The organism is Nocardiopsis camelliae (assembly GCF_028993595.1).
Lineage (GTDB): Bacteria > Actinomycetota > Actinomycetes > Streptosporangiales > Streptosporangiaceae > Nocardiopsis > Nocardiopsis dassonvillei.
The window spans coordinates 1,227,193-1,242,548 of the sequence record NZ_CP118614.1 but is presented as its reverse complement, the minus strand read 5'-3'; the positions used below and the strand labels follow the sequence as shown (position 1 = coordinate 1,242,548).

The following is a 15,356-nucleotide window of genomic DNA, read 5'->3' as shown; positions in this document are numbered from 1 at the left end:
GGCGCCTGCTGCCGCGTATTGGCCCGGGAGGGCGACCAACGGTTGGCGTTCGGGGGTGGTGGGGCTCTGCTGCGTCGGCACCAAAGGCAGCGGGTGTCTGGGGGCTCCGCTTAACGCCCCGCCTGCTGATGGTGGCCGGGGCGGCGGCGCCTGCTGCCGCGTATTGGCCCGGGCGGGCGACCAACGGTTGGCGTTCGGGGGTGGTGGGGCTCTGCTGCGTCGGCACCAAAGGCGGCGGGAGTGGCGGGCCTGGGGCAGCGCGACCGGCCCCTGTGGCGGGGGTGGGCGACGGTGGCAGCGACGACGGCTGGCGGCAGGGCCCGGGCCGCTTGGCGGGCGCGGGCATGCCGGGGCCCGGCCCGGCCAGGGGTCATTCCCGGGGCGGTGGAACCGCAATCCTGTCGGGCGGATGATCCTGTCCTCGCCGCTGGTGTGTGCGCAGTTCGCGTTGGTACTTGGCCCGGTTATGCGGCCCACACAAGGGTTGCAGGTTCGCCACCACCGTGCGCCCGCCCCGAGAGAAGGAGGTGACATGGTCGGCCTGGCAGAGGGCCACCGGGACTTCGCACCCGCCCGGGTGGGCGCAGGTGGTGTGCCCGTGGAAGGCGGCGGTGCGCTGGCGGGCTGAGGCCAACCGTCGGCTGTGGCCCACATCCAGGACCTGCCCGGTGGGCGGGGCGGTGAGCATCCGCACCACCTCAGAGTCGGCGGCCAACTCGTGCACCACCCCGACCGGTACCACCCGTCCGCGCTCGTCCAGCGCCGGAACTTCCTGGCCCTGGGTGTCCAGGTAGGTCTGCACCGGCACCACGATGCGGATCTGCGCCAGTGGAGCGGGGGCGTTGGCGCATCCGGTGTGGGTGGTGGCAAAGCGCAGCGCCGCGATGAGCGCGTCATGCTCCCGCTGCGACCGCGACCGCGTGTCCTCCTCCGAGGGTGGGGTGGTGAAGGTGTCGATGGCCGCGCGCACGATCAACGCATCCCCACTGCCGCCCCACGCCTGGAGCTGGTAGCTGCCCTGGAACGTGTCATGCACGACCAGCCCACGCGAGGCGTGAGCAGCTTCGTGGTCGCGGTCCAGGCGGTGGGGGTCCAAACGATGCGCGACCTGGCGGGCCACCGACTGAAGTTGGTTGACCGACAACGCAGGCCGCTCCGCCTTCGCGGCCACCAACGCCGACTCAAACCCGCCCCGATACTCCTGCTCCTCAGGGAAATGCTGAGCGTCGCGGGTCTGGACGGCCTTGTCGGTGACCTTGGCGATCACCACCGCCTCACCCAACCCCACCACGCCCGTCTCCACCGCTTCCACCGTGGCGGGCAAGGTCTCTTCGTGCACATGCTGGGCCAGCCGCGCCAAATCCTTCGCCTGGGAGGTGGGCAACTTGCCGTGGTGCACCAACCACTTGTCCAACGTGGAGTAGCCGCTGTAGCGGGCCACCGCACCCCGCGCGTACAAACGCGCCATCCGCGCCAACGCCTGGTACCGGATCTGGTCCAGTTGGGCCCACAGCGCCGCGATCTCCTCAGCGGCGCTCTCGTCCGCTCCGGGCGGCACGTCGGTGTTCAACGCGTGGTCGATGATCTCGCGCGCACCGGCCAGCGCGGCCACGGCCGGGGAACATTCCCCGGGGGCCGCCTCGGGCGCTGCGGTCATCATCTCCATACTTCTTATTATAGGCCGCCGATCGCCCTTTCTCCACCATTCAGGGCATCGATTGCCGACTTTCTTTCTGGAGGATGCTTTTGCCTCATAGTCTGCAATGGGGTCGGCTCAAAAGGTGTCCGAAAAGGTGCGCCCAGAATGCCACCTTGACCTCGGCGATGCCCCCCCCCGACCACAGGGGCCAGGATCGTTGCCCGAGACCGGAGGGCCTGATGGCCGTTGGTGCCGACGCAGCAGAGCCCGACCACCCCCACACCCCGGGCGTTGGTCGCCCTCCGGTAGCCGCTCCCGCCTTTGGTGCCGCTTTTCGTCGGTCGCCCACGCCCCCACCCGGCGCCCGCCGTTCCCCGCAGCCCGTACCCTTTCGCGGCAGCTGGCGCGCTTTCGCTGCCGCCAGCAATCCCCGACAGGAATAGCGTAGGGAGGGGCCCTGTGGACGGCCCCTCCCTACCCCTCATTTCTTTATGCCCGGCGAGGCGCTTTAGGGCACACCAAAACGCCCCCTGGGTGGGATCCCCCCTATTTCCAGCAAACCATCACCACACCACCCACGACCAGCCCCAAATCCCACCTGTGGAAAACCCGGCCACCCGCGAAAAACACGACTGCCACCGGCACCGACACCACCGCCAGAACCGCCAGAACCCCCATCACTGCCAGAACCACCAACACCACCAGCACCACCAGAACCGCCAACACCACCAGCGCCAGCACCAGCTACCGACACCACCCTCACCCCAGGTCGGCGCCCAGTTCCTTCAGCACCACGTCAGCGGCGGCGTAGGGGTCCCTCCGCCCCTCCGCCACGTCCTCGGCCAGTGCGTCCAGGCCGGTGTCGTCGCCCGCCCCGCCCATCCGCGAGCGCAGCAGGTCCAGCACGATCGCCTGCACCTCGTCCCGGGCGCGGGCGCGGCGGCGGCCGGTCAGGTCGCCACTCGCCTCCAGGTGGGCGAAGTGCTGGTCCATCCGCTCCCACAGCTCCTCGACGCCCTCGTCCCTGGAGGCGACCGTCATCACGATCGGCGGCTTCCACTCCTGGTCGGTGCGGTCCTTCATGGCGATCATCTGGCGCAGTTCGCGCAGGGTGGACTTGGCGCCCTCCCGGTCGGCCTTGTTGATCGCGAAGACGTCGGCGACCTCCAGCACGCCCGCCTTGGCGGCCTGCACCGAGTCGCCCATGCCCGGGGCGCACAGCACCACGGTGGTGTCGGCCTGTCCGGCGATCTCCACCTCGGCCTGGCCCACGCCCACCGTCTCCACCAGGATCACGTCGAACCCGGCCGCGTCGAGCACCCGCAGGGCGTGCGGCGTGGCCCAGGACAGTCCGCCCAGGTGCCCGCGGTTGGCCATGGAGCGGATGAACACCCCCGGGTCGGTGGCGTGCTCCTGCATCCGCACGCGGTCGCCGAGCAGGGCGCCGCCGGTGAACGGCGAGGACGGGTCCACGGCCAGCACGGCGACGGTCAGCCCCTTCGCCCGGGCGGCGCGCACGACGGCGTTGGTGGTGGTGGACTTGCCCACCCCCGGGGAACCGGTGAAACCCACCACCCGGGCACGTCCGGTGTGCGGGGCCAGGCCCGCCATGATCTCGCGCAGGGCCGCGGAACCGTTCTCGACCAGGGTGATCGCGCGGGCCAGTGCCCGGCGGTCGCCCTCGCGGACCCGTTCGACCAGTTGGGGGGCGTCCATGGAACTCCTCGGTGTGGGCGGAGCAGGACGGGGCGAGGGCTCGTGGCCCCCGCCCCGCGGCTGTCAGGTGCGTCGTGTCCCCGGGGCTCTCCCGGGTACACGGTGTCTTCGAGTCACAGTGTCTTCGGACCGGGTCCTCCGCGCGGTCCGCCACGCGGGCGCCCGGGGATCTCCCGGTGTCCGCGGGCGGTGTCGCCGGGAGCACCCTGAGCGGTCCGCCGGACAGGGCCCGTCAGCGACGCCGCTCGACGGGGCCCTGAGCGGCGCTGCTCGGCGGTCGCCGTCAACGGCACCGCTGAGCAGAGCCCGTCGAGCGGCGCTACTCGGCGGGGACCGTGAACAGCAGGGCGTCGCCCTGGCCGCCGCCGCCGCACAGGGCGGCCGCGCCGAACCCGCCGCCGCGGCGGCGCAGCTCGTGGACCAGGTGCAGGGCGATGCGGGCCCCGGAGGCGCCGATCGGGTGGCCGAGCGCGATGGCGCCGCCGTTGACGTTGACGATGTCCTCCGAGACGCCCAGGTCGCGGGTGGACTGGAGGCCCACCGCGGCGAAGGCCTCGTTGATCTCGATCAGGTCCAGGTCCTCGACCGAGCGGCCCGCCTTGCCCAGCGCGTGCCGGATGGCGTTGGAGGGCTGGGAGTGCAGCGAGTTGTCCGGGCCGGCGACGTTGCCGTGCGCGCCGATCTCGGCCAGGACCGTGGCGCCCAGTTCCTCCGCCTTGGCGCGGCTCATCACGACCACCGCGGCGGCGCCGTCGGAGATCTGCGAGGAGGAGCCCGCGGTGATGGTGCCCTCGCTGTCGAAGGCGGGGCGCAGCCGGGCCAGGCTCTCGGCGGTGGTGTCGGCCCGCACGCCCTCGTCCGCGGAGAAGACGACGGGGTCGCCCTTGCGCTGCGGGATCCGGACGGGGACGATCTCGGCGTCGAAGTACCCGGCGGCGGCCGCGGCGGCCGCGCGCTGGTGGGAGCGGGCCGCGAAGGCGTCCTGCTCCTCGCGCCCGATGCCGAGCTTGCCGTTGTGGCGCTCGGTGGAGGCACCCATGGAGTCGCCCTCGAAGGCGTCGGTCAGGCCGTCGTGCGCGGTCGCGTCCAGGACCTCGACCGACCCGTACTTGTAGCCCTTGCGCGACTTGGGCAGCAGGTGCGGCGCGTTGGTCATGGACTCCATGCCCCCGGCCACGACCACGTCGAACTCGCCCGCGGTGATGAGCTGGTCGGCGAGGGCGATCGCGTCCAGGCCGGACAGGCAGACCTTGTTGATCGTCACCGACGGCACGTTCATGGGGATGCCCGCCTTGACGGCGGCCTGGCGGGAGGGGATCTGGCCGGCGCCCGCCTGGAGCACCTGTCCCATGACCACGTATCCGACCTGTTCGCCGGTGACGCCGGCGCGTTCCAGGGCGGCCTTGATCGCGAAGCCCCCGAGGTCGGCGGCGGAGAACCCGGCGAGGGAGCCGAGGAGTCTGCCGGTGGGGGTCCGTGCCCCACCGACGATGACGGAACCGGGCATCGTAACTGGCCTCCAAATGCATGGGTGACGCACCTGGTCTGCAACGATACCCACACCGCCGTCAGCGATCCCCGGGAGGTTCACCCCATGAGTGACGCACCGCACTCGGCCAGCGAGTTCATCACCCCGCCCTCCTCCTCCGCCCCCTCCTCCCCCTCCGTTCCTCCGGCCCCGTCCGCACCCGCCGTCCCGTTCTCCGGCCTGACCCGGCTCGACCACGTGGGCATCGCCTGCCGCGACCTGGACGCCTCGGTGGCCTTCTACCGGTCCACGTACGGGTTCGAGGTGGAGCACGAGGAGGTGAACGAGGAGCAGGGCGTGCGCGAGGCCATGCTCCGGGTCAACGGCACCGACGACGGCGGCGCCACCTACCTCCAGCTGCTCGAACCCACCCGCGCGGACTCCCCGGTGGCCAAGTTCCTGGAGCGCAACGGCGAGGGCGTCCACCACGTCGCCTTCGGTACCGCGGACGTGGCCGCCACCGCGGCGGGCGTCGGCGGGAGCGGCGTGCGCGTGCTGGACGCCGAGCCGCGGCGGGGGACGGCGGGGTCGAGGATCGTCTTCCTGCACCCCAAGGACTGCGGCGGCGTGCTGACCGAGCTGGTCCAGAGCCCGGATGGGGCGCACGGGGAAAGGGACGACGACCGTCCCGGAATTTCCGGATAGCGTCACGGGGGCGTTCCGGACAAGTCACAGGTTGAACGCCACTGGCGTGGTCAGCCTCGGAGCCCACCGGAAGTTACCCCAAACCCCCTTCCCAGGTGTTCCGCGCTTGATAAAGTCGGCTAGCTGCCGGATGCGCTATTCCGGCGTTGGTCCATGTCTTGCAGTCCGGTAGCCGAGTCGGGTCGGCCGTACCGCCGTGTCGGATGACGTGGCGCACACGGACGACATCGGAGGCGGTCAGGGGCTCACCAGCCCGTCGTCGCCCGCCCCATCCCCCGGCTCGCGACCGGACCCGTCCCCGGGGACAGCGCTGCCGCCCTCCCCGCCGTCCCCGGCCCCTTGCAAGTAGCCGTCTCGCACCCGTTCAGGATTCCGCCACATGCCGTCAAACAACATCGACACCCAGCTCAACAACATCTTCGACGAGGACAACACCCCGCACGAATTCGACGTGGTGCTGCGTGGGTATGACCGCACCCAGGTGGATGACTACGCGGCCAGCCTGCGCAACGACCTCAAGCAGTACTCGAAGCAGACCGAGAAGCTCAAGGCCGAGCTCAACGCCAAGAACCGCCAGCTCCAGGAGCGCGAGCGCCCCTCCTACTCCGGTCTGGGCTCGCGCATCGAGGAGCTGCTGCGCCTGGCCGAGGAGCAGGCCAACGAGCTGGTCCAGAGCGCGCAGATCGACGCCAACGACATCCGCTCGGCCGCCAAGATCGAGGCCGCCGACATGCGCGCGGCCGCCGAGTCCGAGGCCACCGAGGTGCGCACCTTCGCCCAGCGCGAGGCCGACGAGGCCCGTCAGACCGCCGAGTCGGAGGCGGAGGAGATCTCCACCACCGCCCGACGCGAGGCCGACGAGCTCGCCTCCACCACCGAGCGCGAGGTGCAGAAGAAGCGTTCCGCGGTCGACCACGAGATCGCCGAGAAGCGGGCGACCTTCGAGGGCGAGATCGCCAAGCTGCGCACCACCACCGAGCGCGAGTGCGCCCAGGCCCGCGCCGCGGCCAAGCGCGAGCGCGACGAGACCATCCAGTCGGCCAAGAGCCAGGCCGAGGAGCTGCGCAAGAACGCCGAGCGCGCCTACGCCGAGTCCGAGGCCCGGCGCACCGAGGCCGAGGACCAGTTCGAGCTCCAGCTGGCCGACCGCCGCGCCGAGGCCGAGCGCCAGGACGCCGAGCGCCTCGCCGCCGCCCAGGCCGCCACGCAGAAGATGGTCAACGAGGCGGAGGAGCGGGCCGCCAGCGCCGAGCAGCGCGCCACCAAGGCGAGCCAGCAGGCCGAGCAGACCCGCCGCGACGCCGAGAACCACGCCAAGCAGCTGGTCGGCAACGCCAAGAAGAACGCCGCCCAGATCGAGGCCGAGGCCAAGTCCAAGGCCGAGCACCAGCTCGGGGACGCCAAGTCCGAGGCCAACCGGATCATGACGGCCGCCAAGAAGGAGGTCGACGAGCTCAACCGCCAGCGCGACAGCATCCAGTCGCACCTCCAGCAGCTGCGCCAGCTGCTCGGCGGTGGCGGCCCGGCCGCCCCGGCCCCGGCTCCCGCCGCGCCGGTCGCCGCCGCTCCGGCCCCGGCCGCGATCCCGCAGGAGCCCGCTCCGGCCGCCGAGGAGACCAGGCAGCCGGTGCACTCCGGCAAGGGCGCCGACGACGAGGACTGGTGGCAGGAGTAGGGTCCCGGCCCGTTCGGGACTGACACCCTCCCCCCACGTGCGAGGACCCGCCCTCCCCGGCTGACGCCGGGGAGGGCGGGTCCTTCGTCGTGTCGGACACGGGACGGCGCCTCCCACCGCGGGTCCGGGGGCCGGGCGCGGCGGTGCCGCACCGTCAGCGGGGACGGCAGGGGACAGCGGCGGCGGCGCGACGGTCGGACCCGCGCGGGGCTAACCGAGGGTCTGGACGTCCTTCTCGTACGGACCGTCCCACTCCACGGGGAGGGGGTAGGCCTCGGGGTTGACCCGCTTGACGATCTCGTCCAGCACGCGGCGCACGTAGGGCTCGCCCACCCACAGGTGCTTAGCGCCCTCGACTCCGACGACCTCGCACTGGGAGAGCGGTTCGAAGCGCTCCCTGGCCTCGTCGGGGCGCAGGTAGTCGTCGTGCTCGGGGACCAGGGCGACCACCGGCTTGCCCGTGCGCGCCCACACCGCCATGTCGGCCTCGTCGGCGCGGTGCAGCGGCGGCGACAGCAGGATCGCGCCCTTGACCTGCGGGTCCGCGCCCCACTTGAGGGCCAGCTCGGTGCCGAAGGACCAGCCCAGCAGCCAGGGTTCGGGCAGGCCCTCGAACTCGGTGAACTCGATGGCGGCGAGCACGTCGTGCTTCTCGGTCTCGCCCTCCCCGAACTCGCCCTGGCTGGTGCCGTGCCGCGAACCGGTGCCGCGGGTGTTGAACCGCAGCACCGCGATGTCGGCCAGCGCGGGCAGCCGGAACGACGCCTTGCGCAGGACGTGGCTGTCCATCATGCCCTCGGCGGTGGGCAGGGGGTGCAGGCACACCAGGGTGGCCTTGGGGTCGCGGCCCTCGGGCAGGGCCAGCTCGCCGACCAGTTCCAGGCCGTCGGCGGTGTGCAGGGTGACGGGTCGTCTCACGGCGGGCAGCACCGTGGTGGCTCGGATCTCCATGGCTCCTCGTGTGCGGGGTGGGTGGCCGGGGCTCAGCGGCGGGGGGAGCGCGGCGCGCGGTGGGAGCGCCGGTCCCAGCAGGAGGAGTGCCAGTGGCGCCGGTCGTCGCCGTCGCCGTAGGGGCGCCAGGCCACGACGTGCGCCATGCCGGTCGGGATCTCCTGGGCGCAGCCGGGGCAGCGGTAGACCTTGGTGGCGGCGGCGCCGGGGATGCGGCGCGTGACCCACTCGCCGTCGGGGCCGGTCTCGCGGCGCTGTCCGCCGGTGACGCGCAGCATGAGGGCGTCCTCGTCGTCGGGGGCGCCGCCGGGGGCCTTGCGGCCCCGGGCGGATGTGCGGCGGGGAGAGTTACGGCGCGGGCTCACACCGTCCAGGGTAGAAGAGGACCGGCAGTGGCCGCCGCCACACGCTCGGCGGCGGCGAGCTCCGCCTCCCCGTGCGACGGGAGGCCCGGCGCGGCGGCCGGAGCCGTCTCGTGCGCCGTGGCGCTCCCGTGCCGGGCGCGGGGCCGGCGCGGAGGCGTCGCCGCGGATCGGGGAACCGCGCCCCGCGACGGCGACGCCTCCGGTCGGCGGGTCAGGCGTGGCAGGCGCAGCCGCCGTGGCCCTCGCCCTCCGGGGCGTCGGGCAGCTGGTCCATCAGCAGCGGGGCGGGCACCGGGATGTCGGTGAGGCCGTACTCGCCCATCGCGACCAGGGTGGTGACCACGGACTCGGCGCCGCGCTCCTCCAGCAGTTCGGTGGGGCCCTTGGGGTAGCCGCAGCCGAAGCGCATGGCGGTGTCGACGTCCCTGGCGGAGGCGTAACCGTCGCCGATCATGCGCAGCGCGTCGTCGATCTGCGGCGCGAGGAGGACCTCGCCCAGGTCCAGGGTCTCCTCCTCCTGGATCATCTGCGCGTAGCGGCCGGTGGGGCGGGGCTCGGGGGCCTCGTCGGTGCCGGCGTAGAAGCCCTGGCCGGACTTGCGGCCCAGTCGTCCCGCGGCCACCATGCGGCGCAGCAGCGGCGAGGCGGCGTAGCGCCGGTCGCGGTACTCCTCCCACAGGACGTCCATGACGGCCAGGCAGACGTCGAGGCCGACCAGGTCGGCGAGGGTCAGCGGGCCCATGGGCAGTCCCGCGGCCTTCTGCACCGAGGCGTCGATCTCCTCGCGCGTGGCCACCTTGCGCTCGTACAGGCGGATCGCGTCGTTGATGTAGGGCACGAGCAGGGCGTTGGCCACGAACCCGGCGCGGTCGCCGACCGCCACGGGGGTCTTGCCGATGCGCTTGGCCACCTCGGTGACCACGTCGACGGTCTCGGCGCTGGTGGAGACCGTGGTGATGACCTCGACCAGCTTCATGACCGGGGCGGGGTTGAAGAAGTGCAGCCCCACGACCTTGTCCGAGCGGCCGGTGAGCGCGGCGATCTCGGTGACCGACAGCGAGGACGTGTTGGTGGCCAGGATCGTGCCGGGCGGGCAGATCCGGTCCAGGTCCGCGAAGACGTCCTTCTTGACGTCCATCCGTTCGGGGACGGCCTCGACGACGAAGTCCGCGTCGGCGAGGTCCTCGCGCGAGGTGGTGAACGTCAGCCGGGCGTTGATCCCGGTGCGTTCGTCCTCGGTGAGCTTGCCCTTGTCCACCGCCTTAGAGAGGGACCGGTCCACGTGGGCGCGGCCGCGGTCGACGGCGGCCTGGTCGATCTCGACCCCGGTGACGTTGAACCCCGCGCGGGCGAACACCTCGGCGATACCCGCGCCCATCGCGCCGAGTCCGACGACACCGACCTTGTCAAATTCCTGCACCATACGCCCAGACTACGGGCCCGGCCGAGCCGTCCCGCGCACGGGATGCCCGAGTCGGGCACTCGGTGCCATCCGGTGCGGCGGTGACGGTGCCGCCGCGCCCCGGCCGCGGCGGGGCGGCACCGCCCCTCCCCGGGGGCGCGACCACGCGTGCGGGGACCGTCCCTAGCAGTCGACGAGCTCGGGCGACTGGTTGAGCAGCTGGGCGCGCGGGGAGGTGAACTCGGCGTGGGCCGCCTCGGCCCCGGGCGCGAAGAGGGCGACGCGGTGGCAGTTCTGGAAGGCCAGGCGCAGGCCGAAGTGCCGCTCAACCGCGCCGCGCATGGCGTCGCTGGCGAGCAGGCGCAGCAGCTGTCCCCTCTCCTGTTCGCCGGGCGGGGGCACCTCGTTGGCCTCGAAGCCGGACTCGGCGGTCCGGGCGCCCTCGGCCAGCCCGCTGACCACCTCCCAGGCGTAGGGCAGGGAGTCCTTGATGCAGGCGATGAAGTCGGCGTCCTCGACCGGGCCGTGCTTCGCCTTCTCCAGCAGGTCGGGAGAGACCGTCAGCGACATGGGAGTCCCTTCGTCGTCGCGGGCGCGCGCATCCGCGCGCCCCTGGCGACGTTAGGGGCCGGGCCGCGCCCCGTCATGGCACCGGGGGGACACACCTGCCTTCCCCCGGAGGCACACCCCTGTGGACTCGGTCGTCAACGCCGAACGGGGCGGACGGGCGATACGCGGTCGCGCCCCGCGCGCCCGGCGGAGGCGGTAACGTGACGTTTCGTGCGTCTCGTCATCGCTCGGTGCAGTGTCGACTACGTCGGCCGTCTCACCGCCCACCTGCCCATGGCTCCCCGCCTGATCCTTTTCAAGGCCGACGGGAGTGTGTCCATCCACGCCGACGACCGGGCGTTCAAACCGCTGAACTGGATGAACCCGCCCTGCAGACTGCGCGAGGAGACCGTCGCCGACGGGCCCGACGTGTGGACGGTCACCCACGGCAAGTCCGGCGAGAAGCTGGTGCTGACCGTCGAGGAGGTCCTGCACGACTCCTCGCACGAGCTGGGCAAGGACCCCGGCCTGCAGAAGGACGGCGTGGAGGCCCACCTCCAGGAGCTGCTGGCCGAGCACATCACCACCCTCGGTGACGGCTACACCCTCGTCCGCCGCGAGTACCCCACGGCGATCGGCCCGGTGGACATCCTGTGCCGGGACGGCGCCAACGCCACCGTCGCGGTGGAGCTCAAGCGCCGCGGCGACATCGACGGCGTCGAACAGCTCACCCGCTACCTGGAGCTGCTCAACCGGGACCCGCAGCTCGCGCCGGTGCGCGGCGTGTTCGCCGCCCAGGAGATCAAGCCGCAGGCCCGTGTGCTCGCCGAGGACCGCGGCATCGCCTGTGTAGTGCTGGACTACGACGAACTGCGCGGGATCGAGCCGGACGTGCTCCGCCTGTTCTGAACGACCCTCCCGACGGGCCCCGGGCGCGCACTCGCGCCCGGGGCCCGTCCGTGTCCGTGCCGGGGCTCCCGCGCCCCGGGGCGCCCCCTCCCTTGGTCGGGGTGGCGTCCTCCGTCCGGAGGACACGGGTGCGGCCCGGCGGCCGATACCCCGGGGGCCGCGCTCGCGGGAGAGTCGGTGGCATGAGCGAGACAGCGATCGAGGTCCACGGCCTCCGCAAGAAGTACGGCGGCAACGAGGCCGTCGCCGGAGTCGACCTGAGCGTCCGGCGCGGCGAGGTCTTCTCCCTCCTGGGCCCCAACGGCGCGGGCAAGTCCACCACGGTCGAGATCCTGGAGGGCTTCCGCCACCGCGACGGGGGCACCGTCCGCGTGCTGGGCGAGGACCCCGGCGCCGCCGGCCGCCGGTGGCGCTCGCGCATCGGGGTGGTGTGGCAGGGGGAGACGCTGATCCCGCAGTTGTCCGTGCGCGAGGTGGTCCGCCACTTCGCGGGCTACTATCCCGACCCGCGCGACCCCGACGCGGTGGTCGACCTGGTCGGCCTGGGCGAGAAGTCCCGGGCGCGGATCACTTCCCTGTCCGGCGGTCAGCGCCGCCGCCTGTACGTGGCCCTGGGCATCGTCGGCAGGCCGGAGCTGCTGTTCCTGGACGAGCCCACCACCGGCTTCGACCCCGGGGCCCGGCGCGACTTCTGGACGCTGGTCGGCGACCTGGCCCGGGGCGGCACCACCATCGTCCTGACCACGCACTACCTGGAGGAGGCCGAGGCGCTCGCCGACCGGGTGTGCGTGGTCGCGCGCGGCAGGGTGCGCGCACTGGGCTCCCCCGCCACCCTGGGCGGACGCGCCTCGGCCCAGGCCACCGTCGGCTGGACGGTCGACGGGCGGCGCCGCGAGACCCGCACCGACGAGCCCGCCCGGGTGGTGGGCGAGCTGTCCTCCCTGTTCTCCGGTGAGGTTCCGGGGCTGAGCGTGCACCGCCCCACGCTGGAGGACGTCTACCTGGGCCTGATCGGCGGGGAGGACGAGGAGGGCGGGGAAGGCGACGACAGGGACGGCCGTCCCGCCGCGAGGAAGGTGTCCGCGTGAGCACCGCGACCGAACGCACCCCCGACGCCCCCGCCGCACCGGCCTCCAGCGGACGCCTGCCCGGCGCGCTGCGCGTCGGGCTGTCCCGGGGCTGGCTGGAGATCCGCGAGTTCGCGCACGAGTGGGAGAGCGTGATCTTCACCTTCTCCCTGCCCGCGCTGATCCTGGTCATGTTCTCGTCGATCTTCGACGGCGTGTTCGACATGGGCATGCCCGCCGTGGACTACTACCTGCCGGGCCTGGTGGCGATGGGCCTGATGTCGGTCAGCTTCCAGCAGCTGGGCCTGAACATCGCCAACGAGCGCGAGCGGGGCGGTCTGCGCCGCCTGCGCGGCACCCCGATGCCGCCGACCGCCTACTTCGTGGGCAAGACCGTGGTGGTGCTGTTCCTGGCCCTGGGCCAGCTGGTCCTGCTGCTGGGCGTGGGCGCCCTGGCCTTCGGCGCGCGCATGCCCGACGACCCGGCCGCCTGGGCGACGCTGGCCTGGGTGTTCGTGCTGGGTACCGTCTCCTGCTCGCTGCTGGGCATCGCGATCAGCTCCCTGGCCCGCAACGTCCGCTCCGCCTCCGGCATCGTGGTCGTGCCCTTCCTGATCCTGCAGTTCATCTCGGGCATCTTCGTGCCGGTCGTCGCCCTGCCCGACTGGGTGCTCGACGCCGCCGCGCTCTTCCCGCTGATGTGGATGGCGCAGGGCCTGCGCGCGGCGTTCTTCCCCGCCGAGATGGCCGCCCTCGAACCCGGCGGTTCGTGGGACCTGCCCTCGGTCGCCCTCGCGCTGGGCGTGTGGTGTGTGGTGGGCTTGACGCTGGTAGTGCTGACGTTCAGGTGGAAGACGCGGAAGGACGGGTGATCGCCGTGGCCGCACGGGCTCCGGGGGGCGGCCACGCCCCGCCCGCACCGTTCCCCGGGCCCGGCGGCTCCCCGTCCGGGGAAGGCGCCCAACCGGGTGGGAAGCAGCACGACGAACGGCACGCCTGGGACCTGGGCGTGTGGTGGGACGTGTACTTCACCTCCGTGATGGCGGCCATGGCGGCCATCGCGCTGATCACCAGCGACCCCTTCTGGCGGTGGCCGCTCGTGGGCCTCATGGCCGCGGTGACGGCCGTGTACTACCTGTTCGCCAGGCAGTTGGTGATGAACGAGGAGCGGATCCGCCCGACGGTCCTCATGGCCGTCCTGCTGGTGCTGTGCCTGCCCGCGGTGACGGTCAACCCCGTCCTGACCTTCCTCGTCGTGGCGGTGGCCCCGCTGTGCTTCATCACCGCCCCGATCCCGGTCGCCATCTCGACGGTGGGCGCGATCCTGCTGGTCCCGATGCCGCTGCGCGGCCTGCTCGGGCTGAGCGAGTGGGACGACATCACCGTCAACATCCTGATCAACGGCGTGATGGTGGGCTACACGTTCTGGTTCGGCAGCTGGCTGGGACGGATCATCGAGCAGAGCTACGAGCGGGCCAACCTGATCAGGGAGCTGCGCGAGAGCCGCCTGGAGGTCGTGCGGTTGTCGGAGGAGACCGGGGCCATGGCCGAGCGCGAGCGCCTGGCGCGCGAGATGCACGACACCCTGGCCCAGGGCTTCACCAGCATCGTCGCGCTGACCCAGGCGGTGGAGTCGGAGATGGACTCCGACCCGGAGCTGGCCCGGCGCCACCTCGCCCTGATGCGCGAGACCGCCGCCGAGAACCTGGCCGAGGCGCGGGCCATGGTGGCCGCCCGCCAGCCGGTGGGTCTGGACAGCCAGACCCTGGAGGCCGCCCTGGACAGGATCGCCTCACGCCTGGGCGACGAACTCGGCGTCCCCGTGGACACCGCGGTGCTCGGCGCCCCGGCGGCCCTGTCCAACGACCTCCAGATCTGCCTGTTGCGCACCGCGCAGGAGGCCCTGGCCAACGTCCGCAGGCACGCCCGGGCCGGGCACGTGCGGGTGGCCCTGGAGTACACGCGGGCCCCCGACGGGAGCCCCGGTCCGGTGGAGCTGAACGTCGCCGACGACGGCGTCGGCTTCGACCCCGGGCGGACCGCACCCGGGAACGGGCTGGTGAACATGCGGCGCCGGGCGCACGACGCGGGAGGCGCGGTGGAGGTGGTCAGCACCCCCGGGCACGGCACCCGCGTCCGGATGTCGCTGCCCCTGCCCGTGCCCCCGCCCCCGCAGACCCCGCGAGGCGACGAGGAGTGCGCACCGTGATCCGTGTCCTGCTGGTCGACGACCACCCGGTGGTCCGCGAGGGCATCCGCGGCATGCTCGCCGCCGAGTCCGACCTCACCGTCGTGGGCGAGGCCGCCTCCGGCCCCGAGGCTGTCGTGCGGACGGCCGAACTGGAGCCGGACGTGGTGCTGATGGACCTGCGCATGCCCGGCGGCGACGGTGTGGAGGCCACCGGGCGCATCAGCGCCGGACGGCCCGGCACGCACGTGCTGGTGCTCACCACCTACGACACCGACGACGACATCCTGCGCGCGGTCGAGGCGGGCGCCACCGGGTACCTGCTCAAGGACACCCCGCGCGCGGAGCTGGCCGAGGCCGTGCGCGCCGCGGCGCGCGGGGAGACCGTCCTGACCGGGCGGTTGGCGGGCAGGCTGTTCACCGGCGTGCGCCGGCGCGGAGAGCCCGCCGCGGTGCTGTCTCCCCGCGAGGTGGAGGTGCTGCGCCTGGCCTCCGAGGGGCACACCAACGCGGCGATCGGGCGCGCCCTGCACATCAGTGCGACCACGGTCAAGACCCACCTGATGCGGGTCTACGACAAGCTCGGCGTGGGCGACCGGACCGCGGCGGTGAGCCAGGCGATCCGCCGCGGGCTGCTCCCCGAGGACTGACCCCGGGGCGCGGGGCAGGGTCTCAGGGGCCTCTCGGGGGTTCTCCCCGATGCGGCACACCGTGTGGCGTCG

The 15,356-nt window shown here is 72.7% G+C and carries 15 protein-coding genes; 7 read left to right on the top strand and 8 right to left on the bottom strand.

Annotated elements, in window-relative coordinates; all coding sequences use genetic code 11:
- Positions 1 to 370 precede the first annotated feature (370 nt).
- The 4 genes from PV789_RS05730 to PV789_RS05715 form a co-directional block, all read right to left on the bottom strand.
- Entirely contained in the window at positions 371 to 1,657 is a 1,287-nt protein-coding gene (locus tag PV789_RS05730; protein WP_274978057.1) for an HNH endonuclease signature motif containing protein, read from the bottom strand.
- Between the two features lie 528 nt (positions 1,658 to 2,185).
- Positions 2,186 to 2,380 carry a hypothetical protein gene (locus PV789_RS05725; protein WP_274976455.1) on the bottom strand — a complete coding sequence of 65 codons (195 nt, stop codon included), beginning with the start codon at positions 2,378 to 2,380 and terminating at the stop codon, positions 2,186 to 2,188.
- Positions 2,381 to 2,398: 18 nt separating this feature from the next.
- Positions 2,399 to 3,355: a methylmalonyl Co-A mutase-associated GTPase MeaB gene (gene meaB, locus PV789_RS05720; protein WP_274976454.1), complete on the bottom strand. Its 957-nt coding sequence runs from the start codon at positions 3,353 to 3,355 to the stop codon at positions 2,399 to 2,401.
- Between the two features lie 319 nt (positions 3,356 to 3,674).
- On the bottom strand, positions 3,675 to 4,862 hold the full coding sequence (locus PV789_RS05715; RefSeq protein ID WP_274976453.1) for an acetyl-CoA C-acetyltransferase: 1,188 nt from the start codon (positions 4,860 to 4,862) through the stop codon (positions 3,675 to 3,677).
- 87 nt (positions 4,863 to 4,949) lie between these two features.
- Between PV789_RS05715 and mce the strand changes: the two genes are divergently transcribed.
- Together mce and PV789_RS05705 are read left to right on the top strand one after the other, a co-directional pair.
- Positions 4,950 to 5,528: a methylmalonyl-CoA epimerase gene (gene mce, locus PV789_RS05710; protein ID WP_274976452.1), complete on the top strand. Its 579-nt coding sequence runs from the start codon at positions 4,950 to 4,952 to the stop codon at positions 5,526 to 5,528.
- 379 nt (positions 5,529 to 5,907) lie between these two features.
- Positions 5,908 to 7,203, top strand: coding sequence for a DivIVA domain-containing protein (locus PV789_RS05705; RefSeq protein ID WP_274976451.1), 1,296 nt, complete (start codon positions 5,908 to 5,910; stop codon positions 7,201 to 7,203).
- Between the two features lie 210 nt (positions 7,204 to 7,413).
- On the opposite strand, the gene PV789_RS05700 is transcribed toward PV789_RS05705, so the two are convergent.
- From PV789_RS05700 to PV789_RS05685, 4 genes are all read right to left on the bottom strand, one after another.
- Complete coding sequence (locus PV789_RS05700; RefSeq protein WP_248773738.1) at positions 7,414 to 8,154, bottom strand: alpha/beta hydrolase; 741 nt, start codon at positions 8,152 to 8,154, stop codon at positions 7,414 to 7,416.
- 32 nt (positions 8,155 to 8,186) lie between these two features.
- Positions 8,187 to 8,519 (bottom strand): Rv1322 family protein, encoded by a 333-nt coding sequence (locus PV789_RS05695; RefSeq protein WP_013151408.1) that lies wholly within the window; start codon positions 8,517 to 8,519, stop codon positions 8,187 to 8,189.
- A 211-nt stretch (positions 8,520 to 8,730) separates the two neighbouring features.
- Positions 8,731 to 9,942 carry a 3-hydroxyacyl-CoA dehydrogenase gene (locus tag PV789_RS05690; protein WP_274976450.1) on the bottom strand — a complete coding sequence of 404 codons (1,212 nt, stop codon included), beginning with the start codon at positions 9,940 to 9,942 and terminating at the stop codon, positions 8,731 to 8,733.
- A 162-nt stretch (positions 9,943 to 10,104) separates the two neighbouring features.
- Positions 10,105 to 10,491 carry an SCO5389 family protein gene (locus tag PV789_RS05685; protein ID WP_274976449.1) on the bottom strand — a complete coding sequence of 129 codons (387 nt, stop codon included), beginning with the start codon at positions 10,489 to 10,491 and terminating at the stop codon, positions 10,105 to 10,107.
- A gap of 210 nt (positions 10,492 to 10,701) precedes the next feature.
- Between PV789_RS05685 and nucS the strand changes: the two genes are divergently transcribed.
- The 5 genes from nucS (at position 10,702) to PV789_RS05660 (ending at position 15,284) form a co-directional block, all read left to right on the top strand.
- Positions 10,702 to 11,379 (top strand): endonuclease NucS, encoded by a 678-nt coding sequence (nucS, locus tag PV789_RS05680; RefSeq protein ID WP_274976448.1) that lies wholly within the window; start codon positions 10,702 to 10,704, stop codon positions 11,377 to 11,379.
- Between the two features lie 182 nt (positions 11,380 to 11,561).
- Entirely contained in the window at positions 11,562 to 12,467 is a 906-nt protein-coding gene (locus PV789_RS05675) for an ABC transporter ATP-binding protein (protein ID WP_274976447.1), read from the top strand.
- The gene (locus PV789_RS05670; protein WP_274976446.1) at positions 12,464 to 13,318 is read left to right on the top strand and encodes an ABC transporter permease; all 855 of its coding nucleotides are present in this window, start codon (positions 12,464 to 12,466) and stop codon (positions 13,316 to 13,318) included. The genes PV789_RS05675 and PV789_RS05670 overlap by 4 nt, the downstream gene beginning before the upstream one ends.
- Entirely contained in the window at positions 13,315 to 14,655 is a 1,341-nt protein-coding gene (locus PV789_RS05665) for a sensor histidine kinase (RefSeq protein WP_498049382.1), read from the top strand. The genes PV789_RS05670 and PV789_RS05665 overlap by 4 nt, the downstream gene beginning before the upstream one ends.
- Entirely contained in the window at positions 14,652 to 15,284 is a 633-nt protein-coding gene (locus tag PV789_RS05660) for a response regulator (RefSeq protein ID WP_274976444.1), read from the top strand. Before PV789_RS05665 ends, PV789_RS05660 begins: the two co-directional genes overlap by 4 nt.
- Positions 15,285 to 15,356 lie beyond the last annotated feature (72 nt).